The organism is Streptomyces sp. NPDC006798 (assembly GCF_040635975.1).
Classification (GTDB): domain Bacteria; phylum Actinomycetota; class Actinomycetes; order Streptomycetales; family Streptomycetaceae; genus Streptomyces.
In genome coordinates this window covers 1-23,475 of record NZ_JBEYIS010000039.1, presented here as the reverse complement: position 1 = coordinate 23,475, position 23,475 = coordinate 1, and the positions used below count along the sequence as shown (strand labels likewise).

The window sequence follows — 23,475 nt, the reverse complement described above, 5'->3', positions numbered from 1 at the left end:
CGACGGGCTACCGGGGAGAGAGCCCGTGCCGGACACCGCGGGCCGGGCGGGATTCGTCGGACCCGGCCCCGGCCACGCCGCTCCCCGGCGTACGAGGGTGGGAGGGCGCGGGAACCCCCTGTTGCCGAAGGCGCGGGACGACCGGGCGGGGCTCTACGCGCCGGGGGCCGGACGGCTCGTGGCCGTCCGGCCCCCGGGGCCGCGCGTCGGACGCTCTTCGCGTCAGGTGATGTCGTCGAAGCCGTTGACCCGGTTGGCCCGGCCGCCGTCGCCCTCACGGCTCGACTGCTCAGGCACCCGGTTCGCAGCGCCGACCGCCTCCACCGCGCCGATGTCGGCGGGGGTGAGATCCAGCTCCGCCGCCTCGTCGTCCCCGGGTCCCCGCAGCTCCCGCAGCCGTCGCCGCCGGTCGTTGAGGAGTGAGATGCCGGTGGCGAGGAAGTACAGCAGCACGATGGGGGCGGCCAGCGCCATCATCGTCAGGGGCTCGGTGCTGGGCGTGGCCACGGCCGAGAAGATCGTGATGCCCATGATCATCGCGCGCCACCAGCCGAGCATCCGCCGGCCGGTGACGGCGCCGCCGATATTCAGCATCACCAGCAGCAGCGGCAGTTCGAAGGCGAGCCCGAAGACGACCACCATCCTGGTGACCAGGTCGAGCAGATCGTCCAGCGGCAGCAGGTTGTCCACGCCGACGGGGGTGAACTCGATCAGTACCTTCGCCGTGGTCGGCAGGACCGCGTAGGCGAAGTAGCCGCCCATGAGGAAGAGCGGGGAGCCCGCGCCGACGAAGGCGAGGGCGTACTTCTTCTCGTTCCGGTGCAGTCCGGGCGCGACGAAGGCCCAGAGCTGGTACAGCCAGACCGGCGAGGCGAGGACCACACCCGCCATCAGCGACACCTTCAGCGCCAGCGTGAAGGGCGTCAGCAGGCCGTTGATGGTGATCTGGGCGCAGGTCGTCCCGTCGGGCTTCTTCTGGAGCTCCGAGAAGGACAGGTCACAGCCCACCGAGTCCAGTACCGGCTTGGTGAAGAAGTTGATGATGTCGTTGTAGAAGAAGGCGGCCACGACCGTGACGGCCACGATGGCCAGGACGCCCTTCGCGAGCCGGTTCCTGAGCTCGCGCAGATGCTCCACGAGGGGCATCCGCCCCTCGGGGTCCTTCTCCTTCTTGCGGGCAGGCTTGAGCAACCCACGTCCTCATCTCGTGCGGCAGGCCCGTCGCGGCAGACGGGCCTGTGGGCGGCCCGGTGTCAGCGCTGAGCGGAGTCCGTCGGCTCGGTCACGGGACGCGCGCTCGTGACATCACCGGGCGCGGCCTTGATGGTCCGCGGGGCGGGCTGCTCCTGGGCGGGTCCCGGCTGCGGGGGCGCCGCCGCGGCGGAGTCCTGGCTCTCGGCCTTCATGGCCTTGGCCTCGCTCTTCAGGATCCGGGCCGACTTGCCCAGGGAACGGGCCATGTCCGGGAGCTTCTTGGCACCGAACAGGAGGATGATCACGACGAGGACCAGAATGATCTCGGCAGGGCCGATCCGTCCACCGAACATAAGCGTGTACCTTCTCACCGAGGCGGCTGGGGTGTAGCTGCGGCACCGGGGCGGACAGAGGTCCGACCATGATGCGTTGTGAGCGATCGTAACCCCAAGCAGTGAACACAGGGCAATGCCCGTGCATCCCCCAAATGACCGGAACCCCGGCTTCACCTGGGCTGTTACCGATTGAACGCCCTTGGTAGCGGGCGCGTACACACGGCCGGAACCCGCCCAACGAAGATCGTCGGCATTCCGTCGGCCGGCGGGGGCGGTACGAACCCGCTCCCGGATCGGCGCGGCCGGTGCTCGGGCCCGGCGCCGCCGGGCCCGGATCAGCGCAGCCCGCTCGCGTTCCCGGCCGCCCGTTCGGCCGCCCGCTCCAGATCTCCGGCGGCGGCCCCGATCCGTTCGGCCGCCCTGGTCACCTCCAGCCCGAGCCGCCGGGCCTCCAGGAAGACCCGGATACCGAGGACGCCGAGGACGGCGATCCCGAGGAAACCGAGGACGATGGCGAGCACGGGCCAGAACATGGGCGTTACCTAGGCGTTCGAGGTGGTGGGGGCCGCGGGGGCCACGGCCTGGAGACGGAGCGTACTGACTCCGCCCCGGGTGAGGAGTTCGACGATCCGCTCCCCGGCCGGACGGCGGACGGCGGAGCCGCACTCGGGGCAGGTGAAGGAGTAGAAGGTGGTACGGCGGCTGCCGCCGATGGCGAGCCGCAGCGCCTGGGCGGTCAGCTCACAGCGGGCCCGGCAGTCCGGGCACAGGGCCCTGAAGAGCACGGGGCCGCTACCCGGGGCCGTAGCCGTGATATCGAACATGAGCGACATATGACACGAATCTCCTCAACCGTGAACGGTACTTCCCGCCCGAATGATCCCGCGCCCGGCGGCCCCGTGTCCGCGTCGGCCGGAAATCGACACAACCCCCGCCACGATGAGGCATCGTTTCCGGACATTTCCCGGACACCGAACGCGGCGGCCGGGACAGAGCGTCCGGAACCAGACGCTCCGGCGGACCGGGCCGCCCGAACCCTCGTACGATCCGGCCGCGCCGAACCGGGTCGGACCCGGATCCCGGCCGGCTGTGCCGGATCCCACCGGACCCACCCGTACGATCCGGCCGCGCCGAACCGGGTCGGACCCGGATCCCACCGGACCCACCGGACCCACCGGATTCAGCGGGGGTCCGACCCGCCGAACCCATCGGATCCGGCCCACGCGCGTCTCCGGCCCGCTCCCGCGAAACCGGCTAGGGCGTGTCTCGTGGATCAGGCTGGATCAGCGAGCGGGGTCCGGTGCCGTGGATCGCGAGGCGGAGGAATGCCACTGCCGCGGGGCACGCCCCTGGGCTTCGCCCGGGGGGACCCCACCCGGGCCGCCGGGCCCAGAGGGAGCGCGGTGCCAGGGCACGCGAGCCCGGCAAGATCCACAAGACCCGGCCTAGGCCGTGTCCCCGTACGCGGCCAGCGCCTCCCGGGCCGCCCGGCGGGCGCTCTCCGCCAGATCTCCCGGCTCGGTGATCCGCCCGTCGGCGCCCAGCCGCAGCGCGAGCCGTCGGAGCGTGGCCGGGGACGAGGTGCGCAGGGTGATCCGCAGACCGCCGCCGGGCAGTTCGTCGGCCCGGTCGTACGGGTAGTACTCGGCGACCCAGCGGCCCCCGGGCCCCACTTCCACGACCACCTCGGGATCGTCGGCGGAGGGCTGGACGAGCCCCGTCGACAGATCCGAGAGATCCCGGAGTTCGATCTCGGGCGGCGCTGCGGGGGCGTCGAGCAGCCGGATCTCGGCGACCCGGTCGAGCCGGAAGGTCCGCCGCGCCTCGGAGAGCCGGCACCACGCCTCCATATAGGTGTGGCCGACCGCGAACAGCCGGATCGGGTCCACCTCGCGCTCGGTCAGCTCGTCCCGCGCCGGCGAGTAGTAGCGCACCCAGAGCCGGCGCTTCTCGGTGATCGCCCGGTCGACGGCGGCGAAGACGCCGCCCTCGGCCTCGAAGGTCACCGACAGCCGGGACGACGCCCCGGCGGCCTCCCCGGCCGCGGTCTCCAGCTTGGCCGTGGCCCGCAGCAGTGCCTCGCGGTCGCTCTCCCGCAGCCCCGGCAGCATGGCCACCGCGCGGGCGGCGACCAGCAGGGCCGTCGCCTCGTCCGCGGCCAGCCGGAGCGGCTCGGCGACATCGTCCGGGTTGTGCCACCAGATCCGGTCGCCGTCGGTGTCGATGTCCAGCAGATCGCCGCCGCGGAAGCTCGTCCCGCACATCGGCAGCAGGTCGAGGTCCGAGATCAGTTCGTCCTCGGTGATCCCGAAGGCACGGGCGACGTCCTCGACGCGCGCGCCGGGGCGTTCCCGCAGATAAGTGACCAGGGAGAGCATCCGCCTGGTCTGGTCGATGGCGTTCGCGGCCACGGTCCGGTCCCCTTTTCCTGAGCTTTCCCTCGGCTGCCGTCAGCCCGCGGCCACCGCGCGCAGCCGGTCCACCACATCGGCCCGCAGATCCGCCGGTTCCACCACGACGACATCCGGCCCGAACTCGACCAGCCAGGCGTCGAGGCCGTGCCCGTACGGGATCTCCAGCTCGTCCCAGCCGTCGCCCGCCGGGCGGACCGAGGCGGCCCTGGCCCGCAGCGGGTATCCTGCGCCGGAGCGCAGCCGGATCCGCGCGGTCCGGGTGGCGGTCTCCCCCGCCCAGCTCTCCACGGTCTCCCGGACCGTCGAGACGTCGGGCACGGGCGCGGTGAAGGACCCGGCCCTGGAGCGGACCCGGCCGGTGATCCGGGAGAGCCGGAAGACCCGCTCGGCGCCCCGGTCGCGGTCCCAGCCCGCGAGATACCAGTGGCCGCGCCAGCACTCCAGCGTCCACGGCTCGACCTGCCGCTGCTCGGGGCGGGCGGCGCTGGCCTTGCGGTAGTCGAAGACGACCGGGCGGCGGTCGCGGCAGGCGAGCATCAGCGGTTCGAACGCGGCCTCGTGGACGGGGATCCGCGGCTCCAGGGCACCGGCCCGGTCCTCGTACGCGTCCTCGGCCTCGGGCATTCCGGCGGCGCGGAGCTTCTGGAGCGCCCCGCTGGCGGCACCGGCGAGCCGGGCCTGCTGCCAGACCCGGGCGGCGACCCCGAGGGCCGCGGCCTCCTCCGCGTCGAAGGTGATGGGCGGCAGCCGGTTGCTGTCCCGGCGGGCGAGATAGCCGACCTCGCCGTCGAGGTTCTCCACGGTCTCGATGACCAGGCCGAGTTCGCGGAGGTCGTCCTTGTCGCGTTCGAACATGCGGTTGAAGGACTCGTCGGAGCCGGCCGAGGCGTCGGTGGGCCGGAACGCTTCCAGATACGCCTCGATGGACTCACGCAGCTCGCGCTTGCTCAGCGGGCGGCGCGTCCCCAGCAGGCACAGCGCCAGATTCATCAGCCGCTCGGCCTTGGCAATCGCCATCGACGCCCCGCACCTCTTCTGACTCTTCAGATCGTTCCGGTCGAACCAGCGTTTCCGCTCGATGACCGTACCGTCCCGGGGCGCCAAGGTGAAAGCCGGGCCGACGGGGCTGTGGACAACCACCGGGAGCCGTACCGGAACGGCGTGTTCGGGGCGAGCCGCGGGCGGGCGGCGGGTGCGGGGCGCCGGGACCGCGACGGGCCCGGGAACGGCCGAGGGTCCGCGCCCCGCGGGGGCGCGGACCCTCGGTCAGTTCCGCCGACTCCGGGCCGACCCGGTGTCCGGGCCTGCTCAGACTCCGAGCAGGTCCACGACGAAGATCAGCGTCTCGCCCGGCTTGATCCGGCCGCCCGCGCCCCGGTCGCCGTAGGCGAGGTGGGCCGGGATGGTGAGCTGACGACGACCGCCGACCTTCATGCCCTGGACACCCTGGTCCCAGCCGGCGATGACCTGACCGGCACCCAGCTGGAACTGGAACGCCTGGTTACGGTTCCAGGAGGCGTCGAACTCCTCACCGGTGGAGAAGGCCACACCCACATAGTGGACGCTGACGAAGTTCCCGGCCTTGGCCTCGGCGCCGTCGCCTTCCCAGATCTCCTTGATCTCCAGGTCCTTCGGCGGCTCGCCGCCCGGGAAGTCGATCTCGGGCTTCTCGATGCTCACGGTCTACTTGCTCCTCGAATGATGAACGGGCAACCGGGACAGTGTTACACCTTCGCCAGGATGTCCATCACGAAGACCAGGGTCGAGTTCTTCGGGATGCCCTGCTGCTCCTGGTCGCCGAACGCCTGGTCGGGCGGGAGGACGAGCAGCACCCGGCTGCCGACCTTCTTGCCGACCGGACCGTCCTTGAGGCCCTTGACCTGAAGGTTGGCGAGGCTGAGCGTCTCGGTCATGTCGTTCCCGAACGTGCCGCCGAAGTTCTGGCCGCCGTCCCACAGGAACGCGTCGTACTTCACGACGATGTCGTCCTTGGCGGTAACCGCCGGGCCCGTGCCCTCGATCACATACTCCGAGACCAGCTTCTTCGGCGCGGCGGCCGACTTCGGGAAGGTCACCGAGGGCGCCTTGCCGTCCGTGTTCACCCCGACCTTCGGCAGGGCGGCGTCCCGCTGCGGGACCTCCACGCCCTTGGCGGCGGCCGGAATGCTGGTGCCCTTGACGATGTCCATGACGAAGACCAGGGTGGCGTTGGCCTTGATCTCGCCGCGCGCGGTGTCGCCGTACGCCAGGTTCGGCGGGATGGACACCTCCAGCCTGCTGCCGATCTTCTGGCCGTCGAGCGCCTTCTGCCAGCCCTCGATGACTCCGCCGCCGCCGATGTTGACCGGGAAGAGCTGACCCTTGCCGAAGCTGGCGTCGAACGGCTTGGTCTCGTCCCACTCCTGGCCGTAGTAGTCGATCTGCGCGTGGTCGCCCTTCTTCAGGGTGGCCCCCGTACCGGCGCTGATGACCTCGATCTTCAGCTCCTTGGGCGGCGCGCCCTCTCCCTTGGCGAGGGTGGGCTTCTCCCCGAACTTCGTCCCGGCCGTGATCGCGGGCAGTCCCCCCTTGGACGAGATGGAGTCGGAGCCCTTGTCGTCGTCGCTGCCGCACGCCGCTGTCGACAGCAGGAGCGCGGGGACGACGAGGAGGCCGGTCACGGCCCGGAGGGCGGCAGGTCGACGCACGTGTTCCTCAGATCTCAGATGGTCATGGTGAAGGGTCCCCGACACTCTAGGGCGTGCCACGGGCCCCGCACGAAGAACGTACGGGGCCCGAGCCGCGTTCCACCTTTTGGTGGGACGCGGAACACGTCGTCGCCGACATGGCCGCCGCGGCGGCCCACCGGTCACATTCCGGCGATCAGCTTCTCCACCCGGTCGTCCACCGAACGGAACGGGTCCTTGCAGAGCACGGTCCGCTGCGCCTGGTCGTTCAGCTTGAGATGCACCCAGTCCACGGTGAAGTCGCGGCGCTGCTCCTGCGCCCGCCGGATGAAGTCGCCGCGCAGCCGCGCCCGGGTGGTCTGCGGGGGCACCGACTTGCCCTCGAAGATCTTGAGGTCGTTGCAGATCCGGGCCGCCCGCCCCTTGCGCTCCAGCAGGTAGTAGAGCCCCCGGCGGCGGTGGATGTCGTGGTAGGCGAGATCTATCTGGGCGACCCTGGGGTGCGACATGGTCATCTGGTGCTTGGCCCGGTACTGCTCGATCAGCTGGTACTTCATGACCCAGTCGATCTCGGTGGAGATCCGGTCCAGGTCCTGGGCGTCGATCGCGTCGAGGGTCCGGCCCCACAGTTCGAGCACCTGCTCGACGGTGCCGGTCCGGATACCTCGCCGGTCCACGAAGTCGACGGCCTTCTCGTAGTACTCCCGCTGCACCTCCAGTGCCGACGCCTCGCGGCCACTGGCGAGCCGGACCTTCCGCTGGCCGGTGATGTCATGGCTGACCTCGCGGATCGCCCGGATCGGGTTCTCCAGGGTCAGATCGCGCATCACCGTGCCCGCCTCGATCATGCGGAGCACCAGGTCCGTCGCGCCGACCTTGAGGAGCATCGTCGTCTCGGACATGTTGGAGTCGCCGACGATCACATGGAGCCTGCGGTAGCGCTCGGCGTCGGCGTGCGGCTCGTCCCGGGTGTTGATGATCGGGCGCGAGCGGGTGGTGGCGGAGCTGACGCCCTCCCAGATGTGTTCGGCGCGCTGGCTGACGCAGTAGACCGCGCCGCGCGGGGTCTGCAGCACCTTGCCCGCGCCGCACAGCAGCTGACGGGTGACCAGGAACGGGATCAGGATGTCCGCGAGCCGGGAGAACTCCCCGTGCCGGGCGACCAGATAGTTCTCGTGGCAGCCGTAGGAGTTTCCCGCCGAATCGGTGTTGTTCTTGAAGAGATAGACGTCGCCCGCGATCCCCTCCTCGTGCAGGCGGCGTTCCGCGTCGACGAGCAGACCTTCGAGAATGCGCTCGCCCGCCTTGTCGTGCGTGACCAGTTCGGTCACGTTGTCGCATTCCGGTGTCGCGTATTCCGGATGCGATCCCACGTCGAGGTAGAGGCGGGCGCCGTTCCGCAGGAAGACATTGCTGCTGCGGCCCCATGACACGACACGGCGGAAGAGGTAGCGCGCCACTTCGTCAGGCGACAGCCGGCGCTGTCCCCTGAATGTGCACGTGACGCCGTACTCGTTCTCCAGCCCGAAAATGCGGCGGTCCATGTCTGAACATTACGCCTCACGCCCGGAGCTGAAACCGGGTTCGGCCGCCCCGTTGCGATCATTTTCCCCGGAGCCCGGTCGCCCGGCGGCGCCCGGACCCCCGGGATCCGGTACCGGGACCGCCCGGGACACCGGCGCCGTCAGCACTCCCCTGGTCGCCGTCAGGACCAGCAGGGCGGCCACTCCGCCGAACCCGGCCACGGTGAAGCTCCACGCGGTTCCCGCGCCGTCCACCACCGGCCCGGTGACGGCGGTTCCGGCCGCCGCCCCCACCCCGAAGGCGGTCACCAGCCAGGAGAACGCCTCCGTCACGGTCCCCCTCGGGGCGTGCCGGTCCACCACGACGAAGGAGCAGGCGAGCGCCGGGGCGAGGAAGAGCCCGGAGAGCGCGGCGAGTGCCAGCATCGGCAGCGGTCCCGGGGTGAGCGCCAGCGGGAGATAGCCGAGCGCCAGCAGGGCGACGATCGCCCGGAGCCGGGTCTCGGGCGGACCGGCCCACTGCCGGGCGCCGTACCCCGCGCCGCCGACCAGCGCGCCGAGGCTCAGGGCCGCGAGCAGCCAGCCGTAGATCTCGTCCCGGCCGTGGTCGTCGGCGTAGGAGACCCCGGCGACGGTGATCGAGCCGAGGGCGAGTCCGACGAAGAAGAAGGAGCCGAAGAGCGCCAGCAGGCCCGGGGAGCGCAGGGCGCCCAGCCAGTGCGCCTCGCGGGGCGCGGACCGCCAGGTGCGGGAGGGCTCGCTGGCCACGACCGCCAGGGCGCCCAGCACGCCCAGCACATTGATCACGACCAGTGCCGCGGCCTCGGAGTGGACCGCGACGAGCAGGGTGACCAGCAGCGGCCCCACCGTGAACATGATCTCCTGGGCCACCGCGTCCAGCGCGTACGCCCGGTGGACCTGGTCCTCCCGCTTCAGCACGCTCGGCCAGAGCGCCCTCAGCCCGCCCTCCAGCGGCGGGGTGAAGAGTCCGGCCACCGCGACCGCGGCGAAGGCGACCGGGAGCACGCCGATCCCGGCCACCGCCAGCAGCACCATCCCGAGCGCGGAGACGACGGCCGCGGGCAGTTGCACCCGGGGCTGTCCGTAGAGGTCGACGGCCCGGCCCAGCAGGGGCTGTCCGACGGCCGTGGTGAGGCCGTAAACCGCGGCGAGCGCCCCCGCGAGGCTGTATCCGCCGCCCTCCGCCCGGGTGAAGAGCACCACGGCGACCGGCCCGGTCGCATGGGGCAGCCGCCCGATCAGCGTCCCGGTGAGCAGCCGTGCCGCGTACGGCACCCTGAGCACCTCCGCGTAGCCGGTGGTCTTGCCGGCCTCGGTGACTTCGGTGGTCCCGCCCCCCGCGCCCATGGCACCCCTTCCCCTCCGCCCGGCGGAGTGTTACGTATAACTGAAGGCGTCATACGTATCACGACCCGGGTTCGGGGGTCTACGGCGCTTCCGGGACACCGCCCCCGAACGGGGTCCCCGGGGCGGCGGCGCTATGTTGAGGGCGCTCCACCACGCCCCGAGAAAGGCACCCATGGCAGACGGCCGGGCCGACCGCACCGCCACCCCCTCCGGTATCGCCGTACCCCGGCCCACCAGCCGGGACGTCGCGCGGGCCGCCGGGGTCTCCCAGGCGACGGTCTCCCTGGTTCTCGGCGGCAAGTGGCGCGGCCGGGTCTCGGAGCGGACCGCCGACGCGGTCCGCGACGCGGCGCGGGAACTCGGCTACCGCCCCAATCTCGCGGCCCGCAACCTCCGGCTCGGCCGGACCCGGACGGCGCTGCTGGTGGTCCCGGCCCTCACCAACGAGTTCTTCGCCCGGGTCTACACCGGTGCCGCGTCGGTCGCCGCCGAACGCGGCTTCGGCGTGGTCGTCTACCCCGCCCCCGATGTCCACGAGCGGGCCAGGGACCCCTTCGGCTCCGCCCGGGCCGCCCTCGACGGGGTGATCGCCTCGTCGATGGCGACCGAGGTCCTGGGCGCGCTGCACTCCTCCGGACTGCCGCTGGTGATGCTGGACAGCGATCCCGCCGACAACACCGCGGCGGCCCAGATCAATGTCGACATCGCGGACGGGATGCGCCGGGTCGCCGGGCATCTGCTCGCACTCGGCCACCGCCGGTTCCTCCATCTGGCCGCCTCGGTACGATCCTGGACCTTCGACGTCCGGGCCCGGGCCCTGGCCGAGACCCTGGCCGCCGCCCCCGGGGCCTCGGTCCGGACCGTGCGTACGGACCTGGCGGTGGCACCGGCCCGCGCGGCGGCCGAGACGGCCCTCGGCGGCCCGGATCCGCTGCCGACCGCGATCATCTGCGACAGCGACATGATCGCCGCCGGTGCCTGCAAGGCCGTACGGCGCCGGGGGCTGCGGGTTCCCGACCACGTCTCGGTCACCGGCTTCGACGATCTGACCCTGGCCACGGCCCTGGAACCGGAACTGACCACCGTGGCGCTGCCCGCCGAACGGGTCGGCGAGCGCGGGATGACGGCCCTGATCGCCGCCATCGACGGCGGGGCGCCCCCGGTCGGCGACCTCCCGGTCCGGCTGGTCACCCGGGGCTCCACCGCCCCGCCGCCGGGGCGCTGAGCACCGGGTTCGTACCGGATCCGTACGATCGTGTCTCAGCTCCGTGTCCACCCGGTTGCGGAGGCCGTCCGGCCCTTGAGGGCCGGACGGGCGCATGCCACGATCACGATCATGACGAGCCCGGCGGAGACATCCATCGACGCCGTCCCGGCCGGGACGGTGGCCACCGCGCCGGGCCCGGTCCTGCCGGAACCGGGCGAACGGCTCTCGGTACGGCGCGAGGACCGGCTGGAGGTCTACGGCTCCGGGGCCTTCCTCGGCGGTGGGGAACCGCTGCACCGTGTGGAGGTCCCGGCCGAGACGCCCGCCGCGCCCCTGGACGACGGCGCCGTACTCGCCGAACCCGACCGGGTACGGGCCGTCGGCGGCGACGGCGCCACCCGCTGGGAACTGCCGCACCCGCCGTGGCGGGGCGGCCTCGGCACCCCCAGGGCACCCGGTGTCCCGTCGGTCAGCCCGGACGGCGCGCTGGTCGGTGTGGTCGTCCCGGCGCTGGCCGAGGAGCCGGGCCATCAGGTGCTCTTCCGGGACGAGCGGACCCGGCTGCGGTACGGCCGGGACGTGCTGCTGCTGGTGGAGGCGGCCAACGGCCGCATCCGGGCCAGCCGCCCGGTGAACAGCTGCGCCTCCGTGGTCACCCAGCGCTGGCACCCCGGCGGACGGCTGCTCGCCCTCTCCTGCTGGACCGCCTGGTACTCCTGGTCGACCTGGTGGGTGGCGCCCCGCCGCGACGGCCTCCATCTGCGCGGCAGCGCCCGGATGCGGGAGGTCGTCGGCTTCGTCCCCGGCTCGTTCCGGGCCCTGACCCTGCGCCGCGCGGAGCGGCTCGCGCCCGGCGACGACCGGGACGAACTGGCCGCCCACACCATCGGTACCGACGAACCGGTGGCCCTGTACGACCTGGCGGCCCTCACCGGACCGGAACCGGACCCCGGGGAGGGGGCCGACGAGCGGGAGAGCGAGGCGGTGTTCGAGGACGCGCATCTGCTGGACGCCCGGCACGTCCTGGTCACGGCCCGGCACCAGCCCCCGGGCCGCCGTCCCTCGCCCCGGCACTGGCTCTGCGATACGGCCACCCTGCGCCCGCTGGGCCGGATGCGCTATCCGGAACCACCGGGCCCGGTCACCCCGCTCGGCGACGGCACCTGGCTGACCGAGGGCGTACGGGGCTTCCACCGCTGGTCGCTGCCGGCCGGCGGCTGACGGGCCACAAACCAGCCGTGAACCGGCCACAGACCGGCCGCCCGGGGTGCCCCACCAGCGGCGGGACACCCCGGGAGGACCGGGCTGTTACGTCTCGGAGCCCTCGCCGGACTCCTCGGCGTCGGCCTCGGCCGTCGCCGCCTCGGTCCCGGCCCCCTCTTCGTCCAGCAGCCGGGCCAGCTGGCCGCCCACGATGCGCTTGAACTTCCGCTTCTGGGGGCGGGTGCGGTCGAGGACCGCGACCTCCAGCCGGTCCGCGGGAATCTCCCGCTCATTGCCGTTGGTCTGGTTGGAGAGCGCCTGGACCGCCAGTCTCAACGCCGCCGACAGGGACATCCCGTCGTCGTGCCGCTGGTCCAGATAGGTACTGATCTGCTCGGCGTTGCCGCCGACCGCGACCGAACCGTGCTCGTCCACGATCGAGCCGTCGTGCGGCAGCCGGTAGATCTGGTCGCCGTCGGCGGTGTCGCCGACCTCGGCGACCACCAGCTCCACCTCGTACGGCTTCTCCGCCTGGCTGGAGAAGATGGTGCCCAGGGTCTGGGCGTAGACATTCGCCAGTCCGCGGGCGGTCACATCGTCGCGGTCATAGGTGTAACCGCGCAGATCGGCATAGCGCACCCCGCCGATCCGCAGATTCTCGTACTCGTTGTACTTCCCGGCCGCCGCGAATCCGATGCGGTCGTAGATCTCACTGAATTTGTGCAGCGCGCGGGACGGATTCTCCCCGACGAAAACGATGCCGTCGGCATACTGCAGCACGACGAGGCTGCGGCCGCGGGCGATGCCCTTACGGGCGTATTCCGCCCGGTCCTGCATGGCCTGGGCGGGCGAGACGTAGAACGGTGTCGTCACCGGCTATCCGACCCTTCTTTCCAAAATTCTGCCAGAAGTCTTGTCAGGTAGGGGGGCATCACAGCAGCGCGGCGCGGGGACCGTCCGGCTGCTCCAGCCGGTGCTGCACGACCGAGTGGGCCACCTCCGAGGACTGCTCCCCGGTCAGACGGTTGGCGCCCTCGTCGGTGATGACCACGACGATCGGATAGATCCGGCGCGCCACGTCCGGGCCGCCGGTCGCCGAGTCGTCGTCCGCGGCGTCGTAGAGCGCCTGGACGACCAGGGTGACGGCCTGTTCCTGCGTCAGGTCGTCGCGGTAGAGCTTCTTCAGCGAGCCGCGGGCGAAGACGGAGCCGGAGCCGGTGGCCGTGAAGCCCTGCTCCTCGAAGCGCCCGCCGGTGACGTCGTACGAGAAGATCCGGCCGCGGCCGCGGTCGACGTCGTACCCGGCGAAGAGCGGCACCACGGCCAGGCCCTGCATCGCCATGCCGAGATTGCCGCGGATCATGGTGGAGAGCCGGTTGGCCTTGCCCTCCAGGGAGAGCTGCGCGCCCTCGACCTTCTCGAAGTGTTCCAGCTCCAGCTGGAAGAGCTTGACCATCTCCACCGCGAGCCCGGCGGTGCCCGCGATGCCCACGGCCGAGTACTCGTCGGCCGGGAAGACCTTCTCCATGTCTCGCTGCGAGATCATGTTGCCCATGGTGGCCCGCCGGTCACCGGCGATCACCACACCGCCCGCGAACGTGACCGCGACGATCGTGGTGCCGTGCGGGGCCTCGAAGGTCCCCTTCACCACGGGCAGCGCCCGGTTGCCCGGCAGCAGCTCCGGGGAGTGCTCGCCGAGGAAATCCATGAACGACGACGAGCCGGGCGTCAGGAAGGCTGCCGGCAGACGCCCGGTGCTACGCGAATTGGCTTCCACGCGATTCCTTCCGGGTAGGCGGCGGCCCGGCTCGGGAGCGCGGGCCGATCTTACGAACTGTGCACGGACCTTACCCGCGCGGTGACCGGTCATCCGCCCCGGTGCCCCGATTTCGCCGGGGGCGGGGGCAGGGGGCGGACGTCCGGCGCTCCCGGGGGAGCCGAGTGGCTACTCGCCGCCCTTCTGCACGAAGGACCGGACGAAGTCCTCCGCGTTCTCCTCCAGCACGTCGTCGATCTCGTCCAGGACGGAGTCGACGTCGTCGGAGAGCTTCTCCTGACGCTCCCGGAGCTCCTCGGACGCCTGCGCGTCCTGGGTCTGCTCCTCGACCTCCTCCGTGGAACGCGTGGCCTTCTGCTGTCCGCCGCCGGTGTCCTTGGTCGCCATGTCCCTCACCCCGCTCGGTTAGCCCTGACGTGAGTCCGGTCCGGTTCATGATCGGACGCTACCCAGACACTACAAGGAGCGTCCGACAACGGCCCCGCACTTTCTCAACGCCGGGGGGCCTCCACTGTCATTCCGTGTCCCGCTGTCCTTCCGTGATCCACCGTTCCCGTGATGATGCCCGGGCCGGCCGTCTTCACCCCTGTCCGGGGCCGCGGGATCAGCCGCCGGACAACACCCTGACCAGGTCCTCCGCCGTACGGCAGCGGTCCAGCAGGTCCTTGACGTGGGCGCGGGTGCCCCGCAGCGGCTCCAGGGTGGGGACCCGCTGGAGGGAGTCCCGGCCGGGCAGGTCGAAGATGACCGAATCCCAGCTCGCCGCGGCCACGTCGTCCGCGTACTGCTCCAGACAGCGGCCCCGGAAGTAGGCCCGGGTGTCCTCGGGCGGCTTGCTCTGGGCCCGTACCACGTCCTCCTCGGCCAGCAGCCGTTTCATCCGGCCGCGGGCCGCCAGCCGGTTGTACAGCCCCTTCTCGGGCCGTACGTCGGCGTACTGGAGGTCCACCAGATGGAGCCGGGCCGCGTCCCAGCCGAGGCCGTCCCGGCGGCGGTAGCCCTCCATCAGCTCCTTCTTCGCCACCCAGTCCAGTTCACCGGCGAGGCTCATCGGATCGTTCTCCAGCCGGTTGAGGGTGTCCTCCCAGCGGATCAGCACGTCCTTGGTCTGCTCGTCGGCGTCCGCGCCGAACCGCTCGTCGACGTACTTCCTGGCCAGCTCGTAGTACTCCATCTGGAGCTGGACCGCGGTGAGCGTCCGGCCGCTGCGGAGCGTGATCAGCCGCTTCAGATCCGGATCGTGCGAGACCTGGTGCAGCGTGCGGACCGGCTGCTCCACCGCCAGATCGACGGTGATGAAGCCGTCCTCGATCATGGAGAGCACCAGTGCCGTGGTGCCCAGCTTGAGATAGGTGGAAATCTCCGAGAGATTGGCGTCGCCGATGATCACATGGAGCCTGCGGTACTTCTCGGCGTCCGAGTGCGGCTCGTCCCGGGTATTGATGATGGGGCGCTTGAGGGTGGTCTCCAGACCCACCTCGACCTCGAAGTAGTCCGCCCGCTGACTGATCTGGAAGCCGTGGTCGTGGCCGTCCTGGCCGATCCCGACCCGCCCGGCGCCGGTGACCACCTGGCGGCAGACGAAGAACGGCGTCAGATGGCGCACGATGTCCGAGAAGGGGGTCTCCCGCTTCATCAGATAGTTCTCGTGGGTGCCGTAGGAGGCGCCCTTGTTGTCGGTGTTGTTCTTGTAGAGATGAATGGGCTGGGCACCGGGCAGGCGGGCGGCGCGCTCCGCGGCGGCGGCCATGATCCGCTCCCCCGCCTTGTCCCACAGCACCGCGTCCCGGGGGTTGGTGACCTCGGGCGAGCTGTACTCGGGATGGGCGTGGTCGACATAGAGCCGGGCGCCGTTGGTGAGGATCACATTGGCCAGCCCGATGTCCTCGTCGGTGAGCTGGCTGGAGTCGGCGACCTCGCGGGCGAGATCGAAGCCCCGGGCGTCCCGCAGCGGATTCTCCTCCTCGAAGTCCCAGCGGGCGCGGCGCGCCCGGTGCATCGCCGCCGCGTAGGCGTTGACGATCTGGGACGAGGTGAGCATGGCATTGGCGTTCGGATGCCCGGGGACGGAGATTCCGTACTCCGTCTCGATGCCCATTACTCGCCGTACGGTCATGCGGTCCTCCTTGCCCGGCGCCGTTCCCGGCCGGGAACGGCGCTCAAGTACCGCTGGTGCTCCGGTGCGCGTGCGGTGCCCGGCCCCGCACGGCGCGACGCGGCGGTACCGACGAGCCTAGAGGGCCGCCGCGCCGGCGGGGAGATCGTTTTCGTCATTGCTGGAAGTGGCCGGACGGCCGGAAAAGACACCGGCTGCGGATGCCCGGCCCGGGCATCCGCAGCCGGTGTCCGCCGTCACAGGTACTGACCGGTGTTGGCCACCGTGTCGATCGAGCGTCCGGTGTCCGCGCCCTGCTTTCCGGTGACGAGCGTCCGGATGAACACGATCCGTTCGCCCTTCTTTCCGGAGATCCGGGCCCAGTCGTCCGGGTTGGTGGTGTTGGGCAGGTCCTCGTTCTCCTTGAACTCGTCCACGCACGCCTGGAGGAGGTGGGCGACCCGCAGACCCTTCTGGTCGTGGTCGAGGAACGCCTTGATGGCCATCTTCTTGGCCCGGTCGACGATGTTCTGGATCATCGCGCCGGAGTTGAAGTCCTTGAAGTAGAGGACTTCCTTGTCACCGTTGGCATAGGTGACCTCGAGGAAGCGGTTCTCCTCCGACTCCGCGTACATCTGCTCGACCACGGACTGGATCATCGCCAGGGCGGCGGCCTCCTTGGAGCCGTTGTGCTCGGCGACGTCGTCCGCGTGGAGCGGCAGCGTCGGCGTGAGGTACTTGGCGAAGATGTCCTTCGCCGCCTCGGCGTCCGGACGCTCGATCTTGATCTTCACATCGAGCCGGCCGGGGCGCAGGATCGCGGGGTCGATCATGTCCTCGCGGTTGGAGGCGCCGATCACGATCACGTTCTCCAGGCCCTCGACGCCGTCGATCTCGGCGAGGAGCTGGGGGACGATGGTGTTCTCGACGTCGGAGCTGACCCCGGAGCCGCGGGTGCGGAACAGGGACTCCATCTCGTCGAAGAAGACGATCACGGGGGTGCCCTCGGACGCCTTCTCCCTGGCCCGCTGGAAGACCAGACGGATATGCCGCTCGGTCTCGCCGACGTACTTGTTGAGCAGCTCGGGGCCCTTGATATTGAGGAAGTAGCTCTTCCCCGCGGGCTGCCCGGTCACCTCGGCGACCTTCTTGGCAAGGGAATTGGCGACGGCCTTGGCGATCAGTGTCTTGCCGCAGCCGGGCGGACCGTAGAGCAGAATGCCCTTCGGCGGGCGGAGTTCGTGCTCCTTGAAGAGGTCGGGGTGGAGATACGGCAGCTCGACCGCGTCCCGGATCATCTCGATCTGGCCGCCGAGGCCGCCGATCCGGTTGTAGTCGACGTCCGGGACCTCTTCGAGGACCAGCTCCTCGACCTCGCTCTTGGGCACGACCTCGTACACGTAGCCGGAGCGCGGCTCCAGCAGCAGGGCGTCGCCGGGGCGGATGGTGGCGTCCAGCAGCGGCTCGGCGAGCCGCACCACCCGCTCCTCGTCGGTGTGCCCGACCACCAGGGCGCGCTCGCCGTCCTCCAGGATCTCCTTGAGGGTGACGATGTCGCCGGCGCGCTCGAAGGCCATGGCCTCGACCACGTTGAGCGCCTCGTTGAGCATGACCTCCTGGCCGCGTCGGAGCTCGTCGAGCTCGACGCTGGGACTGACGTTCACCCGGAGCTTGCGGCCCCCGGTGAAGATGTCGCAGGTTCCGTCGTCGTTGGACTGGAGATAGACACCGAAGCCGGCCGGTGGCTGGGCGAGCCGGTCGACCTCTTCCTTGAGGGCCACGATCTGGTCGCGGGCCTCACGGAGCGTATTCGCGAGCCGTTCGTTCTGCGCGGACACTCCGGCCAGATTCGTCTGCAGCTCGACGATCCGCTCTTCGAGAATCCTCGTGTGCCGCGGAGAGTCGGCGAGCTTGCGGCGCAGGACGGCGATTTCCTGCTCGAGATAGGCGACCTGGCCGGCTGGGTCCTCAGACCCCCGCCCGGGCCGGATGCCGCGGTTGATGTCGTCGTCGTGGGCTGCCACGGTCCTCACCTCCTCCAAGGGGAGCTGGACGCTTCCTGACCCTACCTGGGCGGGTGGTGATTGAAACCCCTAGATCACAAAGACGGTCGGGGCGTGTCCGATCTTCACCCTTGCGCTCTCCCTCACGCCAGGGGGATACCCACCCAGCCCGTTCCGAAAGCGGGCGGTTGTATCGTCGGGGGTGTTCAACACCCGTCAGGGCTGGCGCGACTTGCTCGCGGACCGCCCCATCGGATGCTTCACCCGACGCAGGAACGGCAGGAGACATGACCGTGCAGCACGAGGGCCCGTCCCCCGACGCAGCCGAGGCTCTGGAGGTCTGGATCGACCAGGACCTCTGCACCGGCGACGGGATCTGCGCCCAGTACGCCCCGGACGTCTTCGAGCTGGACATCGACGGTCTCGCCTATGTGAAGAGCGCCGAGGACGAGCTGTTGCAGGCTCCGGGGGCGACGACTCCGGTACCGCTGCCGCTGCTGCGGGACGTGGTGGACTCGGCGCGGGAGTGCCCGGGCGACTGTATTCACGTACGCCGGGTTTCGGACAGCGTCGAGGTCTACGGCCCCGACGCGGAGTGACGGCCGCGGCACGCTCCGCGCCCGCGGCCGTCCGGCCGGGGCTTCAGAGCGCCGTGGTGTCCGGGCCGCCGGTGCCGCCTTCGGCGTTCTCGGCGGTACGGAGGAATTTCGCCCCGTCCCAGCGCCAGCTGACGCGCTCCTTCCGGTCGGGGCAGCAGACGGGGACCTCGGGCTTCGAGTAGCCGTAGAGGGTCGCCGTCACGGCCCGGCCGGTGACGGCGAGGTCGCCGACGGTCAGCCGGTCGGCGGGCGTGACGAGGGTCGCGACGACCCGGGGCCCGCCGTCCCGTGTCCTCGCCAGGACATAGATGCCCTCCGGAGGCGTTCCCGAACCCGCGGCGCACCGTCCGGCGACGATCGTTTCGGGTCCGCCGTCGCCGTCGAGGTCGCCGACCGCCTTCCGGGTCACCGTGCTCGCCGCGGTCCCGCATTCCAGCGGCAGCCGTACGGCCGCGGGGTCCGGTGCGGTCCGCCCGGGTCCGGCGCCGGATTCCCGGCCGGAGGGGGCGGTGGCGGTGGCCGTGGCATCATCCGGCTGGAGCAGCCCCGCCAGGGCGATCACGGCGGCCATCGCGGTCGCGGTGGCGACCCAGTGCAGGGGACGGGTGCGGGTGTGCGCGAGGTCGGGCAGCTCCGAGTTCTGCACGCGTGAGGTCTCCTGTGGCGGCTGAGCCGACGCGGGGTCGGCACGGGTGGTGCGGCGGGAGGGGCGGCCGGGGTGGAGCCCGATCGTGCCATACGTCACAGAGGCGGGGAACGGCGGGGGCCAACACATGGGCGCCGCCGCCGGGTTCCCCCTGTGGCGGGGGAACCCGGCGGCGGCGCCGGGTCGTTGCGGTGGCGGTCAGCCCTTGTCGGCCGCGCCGTCCTTGCCGCCCCAGCCGGTGTAGTCCTCGCCGTAGGCGCCCTTGGCGGGCCTGCGGCGGCGCATGGGGGGTTCGACGCCGTCGGCGAGCCGCCGGGCGGTGACGAGGAAGCCGGTGTGTCCGATCATCCGGTGATCGGGCCGGACGGCGAGTCCCTCGACGTGCCAGTTGCGGATCATCGACTCCCAGGGCTGCGGCTCGGCGAAGGAGCCGATCTCCCGGATGGCCTCGACGGTCCGGGCGAGCTGGGTGGTGGTGGCGACGTAGCAGCAGAGGATGCCGCCGGGGACGAGCGCCTTGGAGACGGCCTCCAGGCACTCCCACGGCGCGAGCATGTCCAGGATGACCCGGTCGACGTCGGTGTCCGAGAGGTTGTCCTGAAGGTCACCGACGGTGAGCTGCCAGGCGGGGTGGGGTCCGCCGAAGTAGCGCTCGACGTTCTGCCGGGCGATGTCGGCGAAGTCGGCGCGGCGCTCGTACGAGTGCAGCATGCCGGTGTCCCCGATGGCGCGGAGCAGGAACGCGCTGAGCGAGCCCGAGCCCACACCCGCCTCGACGACGCGGGCGCCGGCGAAGATGTCGGCGAAGGCCAGGATCTGCCCCGCGTCCTTGGGGTAGACCACGGCGGCGCCGCGGGGCATGGACAGGACGTAATCGGGGAGCAGGGGGCGCAGCGCGAGGTAGGCGACGTTCCCCGTGGTACGGACAACACTGCCCTCGGGAGCACCGATCAGCTCGTCGTGCGGGAAGGAACCCTTGTGGGTGTGGAAGTTCTTCCCGGCTTCGAGCGTGAAGGTGTAGTGGCGTCCCTTGGGGTCGGTGAGCTGGACCTGGTCCCCGACCTTGAAGGGCCCGCGACGGCGGGCGGCACCGGTCGGTTCGGACATGTCCCCAGCGTACCGGCCCCGAACAGACCCTCTAACCACCCCCCGACACCATGATCGCCCCCGGGCGAGCACGCCGAAGGGCCGCGGCCCATCTCAAGCCGCGTGCCCCGGGGTGCCTCACTCTGGAGAGGGCGAGTGAGCCGAAGGGGCGCGCCGTGTTCTGGAGGGAGAACGCGCGCGGGCCGCGAGGAACGAGCGGCCGAGCACGATCGACTGAAGAACACGGCTCAAGCGCCCCGGAGGCGAACCGAGCCACAAACTATTTGGTCATGGCGGCGACGAAGGCGCGTTCGACGTCGGCGGTGGAGAGGACGCCGTAGATCTCGCCGGTGTCCTCGACGACGAGGTATTCGGTGGCGGGGGTGGTCCGGAGGTGTTCGAGGAGGGATTCGCCGACGAGGTCGGCGGGCATCCGCATGCCGTCGGTGAGGGGCTGGGCGAGGCCGCCGACGGTGACCCAGGGCCGGCGGTGCTGGGGTACGCCGACGATCGCGGCTTCGCGGACGAGGGCGGTGGGTTCGCCTTGGCCGTCGACGACGACGAGGGCGCGGGCTCCGGCTTCGTTGGCGCGGCGGAGCGCTTCGGAGAGCGGGGTGTCGGCTTCGACGGGGACGGCCCGGCGGGTGAGGGTGCGGGCGGCGAGGTCGGGGAGGTGTTCCCGGAGCCGGGCGGTGCGCAGGCTGTTTCCGGCGCCGGTCCAGATGATGGCGGCGAGGATGGCGGCGAGCAGGGCGTCGGTGACGGACTGCATGCCGCCGATTTCCTGGCCGGGGGTGCCGAGGGCGCCGGAGTGGGTGAAGAGGGGGAGGCCGATGAGGACGGCGACGGCGAGGGCGCGGCCGACCCAGGCGGCGGCGACGGTGCCGCTCATGGGCTTGCCGGTGATCTTCCAGACGACGGCGCGGAGCATCCGGCCGCCGTCGAGGGGGAGGCCGGGGAGCAGGTTGAAGATCGCCACGATGAGGTTGGAGATCATCAGTCCGGCGAGCAGGACGCCGGGTACGGTGCCGGGTTCGACGGCCCTCATGCCGAGGTAGAAGACGCCGGCGAGGACGAGGGAGAGCAGGGGTCCGACGACGGCGATGACGAATTCCCGGCCGGGGTTCTCGGATTCCTTCTCGATTTCGGAGGAGCCGCCGAAGAACTGGAGCTGGATGCGCCGGACGGGAAGTTTGTAGTGGAGGGCGGCGACGGTGTGGGCCAGTTCGTGGACGAGGACGGAGGCGTAGAACGCGACGGCGAAGAAGAGGGAGACCAGGTAGTTGAGGCCGCCCAGCTCGGGCAGGACGCGGTTGAGCTGGTCGCCGAAGACCCAGGTGATCAGTGCGGCGACGAGGAACCAGCTGGGGGCGACGTAGACGGGCACGCCGAAGGGGCGGCCCATGAGGATGCCGCCGCCGGGGCCGTCGGGCCGCTTGCGCTTGGTGTCGTCGGGCTCCGGGGGTGTGCCGTGGCCGCCGGACGCGGCGCGTGAGCGCTCGTGGCCCGAGCCGTTCGTCGGGTCGTGGTCGTTCACGGGGTCCCTTCGTCGCGAGGTCGCCGGTGGACCTCTGCTTCGATCATCTCTCGCTCGACGATTCGATGCGTGAATGCTTCGATCATGCAGTGCCCGGTCCTGTGACGTCGATGGTATTGCGCTCGCTGTCAGTGGCGGGCCGTAGGGTCTGAGTCATGAGTACGAGTCAGGCCACTTCCGGGGAGAGCCCGGGCACCGCGGTGTCCGTGTCGCCGCCGACGTCGCTGTCGCCGTCGCGGGCGAGTGACTTCATGCAGTGTCCTTTGTTGTACCGGTTCCGGGTGATCGACCGGCTGCCGGAGAAGCCGAGTGCGGCGGCCACCCGGGGGACGCTGGTGCATGCGGTGCTGGAGCGGCTTTTCGACGCCCCGGCGGCGGAGCGTACGGTTCCGCGGGCGCGGGGGCTGGTTCCGGGGCAGTGGGAGCGGCTGCTGGAGGGTCGTCCGGAGCTGGCTGGGCTGTTCGCCGACGACGAGGGCGGTGAGCGGCTCGCGCGCTGGCTGGGTGAGGCGGAGTCGCTGGTGGAGCGGTGGTTCGGGCTGGAGGATCCGACGCGGTTGGAGCCGGCGGAGCGGGAGCTGTTCGTCGAGGCGGAGCTGGATTCGGGGCTGCGGTTGCGCGGGGTGATCGACCGGGTGGATGTGGCGCCGACGGGTGAGGTGCGGATCGTCGATTACAAGACGGGGAAGGCGCCGCGTCCGGAGTACGCGGAGGGCGCGCTGTTCCAGATGAAGTTCTACGCGCTGGTGGTGTGGCGGTTGCGGAGGGTGGTGCCGCGCCGGCTTCAGCTGGTGTATCTGGGGAGTGGTGATGTGATCACCTACGATCCGGTGCCGGCGGATCTGGAGCGGGTGGAGCGGAAGCTGCTGGCGTTGTGGGAGGCGATCCGGCTGGCCACCGAGACGGGTGAGTGGCGGCCGCGGCCGACGAAGCTGTGCGGCTGGTGCGACCATCAGGCGCACTGTCCGGAGTTCGGCGGGACTCCCCCGGTGTATCCGCTGAGCGTTTCCCCGGCGGAGCCCGCCGGGGACGGTCAGGGCAGAATGGGCCCCGACCGAGTGTGAGGAGTTCCTGTGGCAATCCGCGTTCTGCTGGTCGACGATCAGCCGCTGCTGCGTACCGGCTTTCGGATGATTCTCGAGGCGGAGCAGGACATCGCGGTCGTCGGTGAGGCCGGGGACGGTCTTCAGGCGCTCGACCAGGTGCGGGCGCTTCAGCCCGATGTGGTGTTGATGGACATCCGGATGCCCCGGATGGACGGGGTGGAGGCGACCCGGCAGATCACCGGCCCGGGTCGGGACGGTCCGGCGAAGGTGCTGGTGCTGACGACGTTCGATCTCGACGAGTACGTGGTGGAGGCACTGCGGGCGGGGGCGAGCGGTTTTCTGCTGAAGGACGCCCCGGCGAATGAGCTGGTGCAGGCGATCCGGGTGGTCGCGGCGGGTGAGGCGATGCTGGCGCCGAGTATCACCCGGCGGTTGCTGGACAAGTACGCGGGGCATCTGCCGTCGGGTGACGAGCCGGTGCCGGACACGCTGCATACGCTGACGGACCGCGAGGTCGAGGTGTTGAAGCTGGTGGCGCGGGGCTTGTCGAACGCGGAGATCGCGGCGGATCTGTTCGTCAGTGAGACGACGGTGAAGACCCATGTGGGCCATGTGCTGACGAAGCTGGGGCTGCGGGACCGGGTCCAGGCGGCGGTGTACGCGTACGAGAGCGGCCTGGTGCGGACCTGCGGCTGGCCGCCGCGGCCATCACCCTGCGGCGCCGTACCGGCGGCGACGACGCGGGCTGGCACCTCAAACTGCCCGTCGCCCCCGGA

22 protein-coding genes and 1 pseudogene are annotated in these 23,475 nt (G+C 71.0%); 5 read left to right on the top strand and 18 right to left on the bottom strand.

Going from position 1 to position 23,475, the window contains the following annotated elements; genetic code table 11:
* Positions 1-222 precede the first annotated feature (222 nt).
* The 10 genes from tatC to ABZ714_RS24250 all read right to left on the bottom strand — a co-directional run bounded on the left by tatC (position 223) and on the right by ABZ714_RS24250 (position 9,500).
* A complete protein-coding gene (gene tatC, locus ABZ714_RS24295) occupies positions 223-1,191 on the bottom strand; it encodes a twin-arginine translocase subunit TatC (protein ID WP_358827425.1) in 969 nt (322 codons plus the stop codon).
* A gap of 62 nt (positions 1,192-1,253) precedes the next feature.
* A complete protein-coding gene (tatA, locus tag ABZ714_RS24290) occupies positions 1,254-1,547 on the bottom strand; it encodes a Sec-independent protein translocase subunit TatA (protein WP_358827424.1) in 294 nt (97 codons plus the stop codon).
* A 317-nt stretch (positions 1,548-1,864) separates the two neighbouring features.
* Positions 1,865-2,062, bottom strand: a complete 198-nt coding sequence (locus ABZ714_RS24285) for a hypothetical protein (protein ID WP_358827423.1) — start codon at positions 2,060-2,062, stop codon at positions 1,865-1,867.
* Between the two features lie 9 nt (positions 2,063-2,071).
* On the bottom strand, positions 2,072-2,362 hold the full coding sequence (locus tag ABZ714_RS24280; RefSeq protein ID WP_358827422.1) for a hypothetical protein: 291 nt from the start codon (positions 2,360-2,362) through the stop codon (positions 2,072-2,074).
* Between the two features lie 612 nt (positions 2,363-2,974).
* Positions 2,975-3,940: a WYL domain-containing protein gene (locus ABZ714_RS24275; RefSeq protein ID WP_358827421.1), complete on the bottom strand. Its 966-nt coding sequence runs from the start codon at positions 3,938-3,940 to the stop codon at positions 2,975-2,977.
* A 39-nt stretch (positions 3,941-3,979) separates the two neighbouring features.
* Positions 3,980-4,960, bottom strand: a complete 981-nt coding sequence (locus ABZ714_RS24270) for a WYL domain-containing protein (RefSeq protein WP_358827420.1) — start codon at positions 4,958-4,960, stop codon at positions 3,980-3,982.
* A gap of 291 nt (positions 4,961-5,251) precedes the next feature.
* Complete coding sequence (locus ABZ714_RS24265; RefSeq protein WP_358827419.1) at positions 5,252-5,623, bottom strand: FKBP-type peptidyl-prolyl cis-trans isomerase; 372 nt, start codon at positions 5,621-5,623, stop codon at positions 5,252-5,254.
* Positions 5,624-5,667: 44 nt separating this feature from the next.
* The gene (locus ABZ714_RS24260; RefSeq protein ID WP_358827418.1) at positions 5,668-6,630 is read right to left on the bottom strand and encodes an FKBP-type peptidyl-prolyl cis-trans isomerase; all 963 of its coding nucleotides are present in this window, start codon (positions 6,628-6,630) and stop codon (positions 5,668-5,670) included.
* A gap of 161 nt (positions 6,631-6,791) precedes the next feature.
* Positions 6,792-8,153 (bottom strand): Pup--protein ligase, encoded by a 1,362-nt coding sequence (gene pafA / locus ABZ714_RS24255; protein ID WP_358827417.1) that lies wholly within the window; start codon positions 8,151-8,153, stop codon positions 6,792-6,794.
* Positions 8,154-8,162: 9 nt separating this feature from the next.
* Positions 8,163-9,500 (bottom strand): MFS transporter, encoded by a 1,338-nt coding sequence (locus ABZ714_RS24250; protein ID WP_358827416.1) that lies wholly within the window; start codon positions 9,498-9,500, stop codon positions 8,163-8,165.
* 172 nt (positions 9,501-9,672) lie between these two features.
* Here ABZ714_RS24250 and ABZ714_RS24245 point away from each other — a divergent pair, with 172 nt between their 5' ends.
* Positions 9,673-10,725 carry a LacI family DNA-binding transcriptional regulator gene (locus tag ABZ714_RS24245; protein WP_358827415.1) on the top strand — a complete coding sequence of 351 codons (1,053 nt, stop codon included), beginning with the start codon at positions 9,673-9,675 and terminating at the stop codon, positions 10,723-10,725.
* Positions 10,726-10,836: 111 nt separating this feature from the next.
* Positions 10,837-11,928, top strand: coding sequence for a hypothetical protein (locus tag ABZ714_RS24240; protein WP_358827414.1), 1,092 nt, complete (start codon positions 10,837-10,839; stop codon positions 11,926-11,928).
* An 87-nt stretch (positions 11,929-12,015) separates the two neighbouring features.
* Here ABZ714_RS24240 and prcA read toward each other — a convergent pair whose 3' ends face one another.
* The 5 genes from prcA to arc all read right to left on the bottom strand — a co-directional run bounded on the left by prcA (position 12,016) and on the right by arc (position 17,806).
* Positions 12,016-12,783 carry a proteasome subunit alpha gene (prcA, locus tag ABZ714_RS24235; RefSeq protein WP_358827413.1) on the bottom strand — a complete coding sequence of 256 codons (768 nt, stop codon included), beginning with the start codon at positions 12,781-12,783 and terminating at the stop codon, positions 12,016-12,018.
* 58 nt (positions 12,784-12,841) lie between these two features.
* Complete coding sequence (gene prcB, locus ABZ714_RS24230) at positions 12,842-13,687, bottom strand: proteasome subunit beta (RefSeq protein WP_358827412.1); 846 nt, start codon at positions 13,685-13,687, stop codon at positions 12,842-12,844.
* 168 nt (positions 13,688-13,855) lie between these two features.
* A complete protein-coding gene (locus tag ABZ714_RS24225; RefSeq protein ID WP_358827411.1) occupies positions 13,856-14,074 on the bottom strand; it encodes a ubiquitin-like protein Pup in 219 nt (72 codons plus the stop codon).
* Positions 14,075-14,291: 217 nt separating this feature from the next.
* Positions 14,292-15,803 (bottom strand): depupylase/deamidase Dop, encoded by a 1,512-nt coding sequence (gene dop / locus ABZ714_RS24220; RefSeq protein WP_358827410.1) that lies wholly within the window; start codon positions 15,801-15,803, stop codon positions 14,292-14,294.
* Between the two features lie 236 nt (positions 15,804-16,039).
* On the bottom strand, positions 16,040-17,806 hold the full coding sequence (gene arc / locus ABZ714_RS24215; RefSeq protein WP_358827409.1) for a proteasome ATPase: 1,767 nt from the start codon (positions 17,804-17,806) through the stop codon (positions 16,040-16,042).
* Between the two features lie 266 nt (positions 17,807-18,072).
* Here arc and ABZ714_RS24210 point away from each other — a divergent pair, with 266 nt between their 5' ends.
* Positions 18,073-18,384, top strand: coding sequence for a ferredoxin (locus ABZ714_RS24210; RefSeq protein ID WP_358827408.1), 312 nt, complete (start codon positions 18,073-18,075; stop codon positions 18,382-18,384).
* A gap of 43 nt (positions 18,385-18,427) precedes the next feature.
* Here ABZ714_RS24210 and ABZ714_RS24205 read toward each other — a convergent pair whose 3' ends face one another.
* The 3 genes from ABZ714_RS24205 to ABZ714_RS24195 all read right to left on the bottom strand — a co-directional run bounded on the left by ABZ714_RS24205 (position 18,428) and on the right by ABZ714_RS24195 (position 21,653).
* Positions 18,428-19,030, bottom strand: coding sequence for a hypothetical protein (locus tag ABZ714_RS24205; RefSeq protein ID WP_358827407.1), 603 nt, complete (start codon positions 19,028-19,030; stop codon positions 18,428-18,430).
* 198 nt (positions 19,031-19,228) lie between these two features.
* Entirely contained in the window at positions 19,229-20,137 is a 909-nt protein-coding gene (locus ABZ714_RS24200; protein WP_358827406.1) for a tRNA (adenine-N1)-methyltransferase, read from the bottom strand.
* A 259-nt stretch (positions 20,138-20,396) separates the two neighbouring features.
* On the bottom strand, positions 20,397-21,653 hold the full coding sequence (locus tag ABZ714_RS24195; RefSeq protein WP_358827405.1) for a site-2 protease family protein: 1,257 nt from the start codon (positions 21,651-21,653) through the stop codon (positions 20,397-20,399).
* A 155-nt stretch (positions 21,654-21,808) separates the two neighbouring features.
* On the opposite strand from ABZ714_RS24195, the gene ABZ714_RS24190 reads away from it, so the two are divergent.
* Positions 21,809-22,717, top strand: coding sequence for a PD-(D/E)XK nuclease family protein (locus tag ABZ714_RS24190; protein WP_358827404.1), 909 nt, complete (start codon positions 21,809-21,811; stop codon positions 22,715-22,717).
* A gap of 9 nt (positions 22,718-22,726) precedes the next feature.
* Positions 22,727-23,383 (top strand): annotated as a pseudogene (locus tag ABZ714_RS24185) (response regulator transcription factor); the annotation flags it as partial.
* Between the last annotated feature and the right edge of the window lie 92 nt (positions 23,384-23,475).

Excerpts from the sequence above, each read along its gene's own strand:
- tatA (WP_358827424.1), bottom strand. The coding sequence starts at position 1,547 with ATGTTCGGTGGACGGATCGGCCCTGCCGAGATCATTCTGGTCCTCGTC.
- ABZ714_RS24285 (WP_358827423.1), bottom strand. The coding sequence starts at position 2,062 with ATGTTCTGGCCCGTGCTCGCCATCGTCCTCGGTTTCCTCGGGATCGCC.
- ABZ714_RS24280 (WP_358827422.1), bottom strand. The coding sequence starts at position 2,362 with ATGTCGCTCATGTTCGATATCACGGCTACGGCCCCGGGTAGCGGCCCC.
- ABZ714_RS24270 (WP_358827420.1), bottom strand. The coding sequence starts at position 4,960 with ATGGCGATTGCCAAGGCCGAGCGGCTGATGAATCTGGCGCTGTGCCTG.
- pafA (WP_358827417.1), bottom strand. The coding sequence starts at position 8,153 with ATGGACCGCCGCATTTTCGGGCTGGAGAACGAGTACGGCGTCACGTGC.
- ABZ714_RS24250 (WP_358827416.1), bottom strand. The coding sequence starts at position 9,500 with ATGGGCGCGGGGGGCGGGACCACCGAAGTCACCGAGGCCGGCAAGACC.
- ABZ714_RS24245 (WP_358827415.1), top strand. The coding sequence starts at position 9,673 with ATGGCAGACGGCCGGGCCGACCGCACCGCCACCCCCTCCGGTATCGCC.
- ABZ714_RS24240 (WP_358827414.1), top strand. The coding sequence starts at position 10,837 with ATGACGAGCCCGGCGGAGACATCCATCGACGCCGTCCCGGCCGGGACG.
- ABZ714_RS24225 (WP_358827411.1), bottom strand. The coding sequence starts at position 14,074 with ATGGCGACCAAGGACACCGGCGGCGGACAGCAGAAGGCCACGCGTTCC.
- dop (WP_358827410.1), bottom strand. The coding sequence starts at position 15,803 with ATGACCGTACGGCGAGTAATGGGCATCGAGACGGAGTACGGAATCTCC.
- ABZ714_RS24210 (WP_358827408.1), top strand. The coding sequence starts at position 18,073 with ATGACCGTGCAGCACGAGGGCCCGTCCCCCGACGCAGCCGAGGCTCTG.
- ABZ714_RS24200 (WP_358827406.1), bottom strand. The coding sequence starts at position 20,137 with ATGTCCGAACCGACCGGTGCCGCCCGCCGTCGCGGGCCCTTCAAGGTC.
- ABZ714_RS24190 (WP_358827404.1), top strand. The coding sequence starts at position 21,809 with ATGAGTACGAGTCAGGCCACTTCCGGGGAGAGCCCGGGCACCGCGGTG.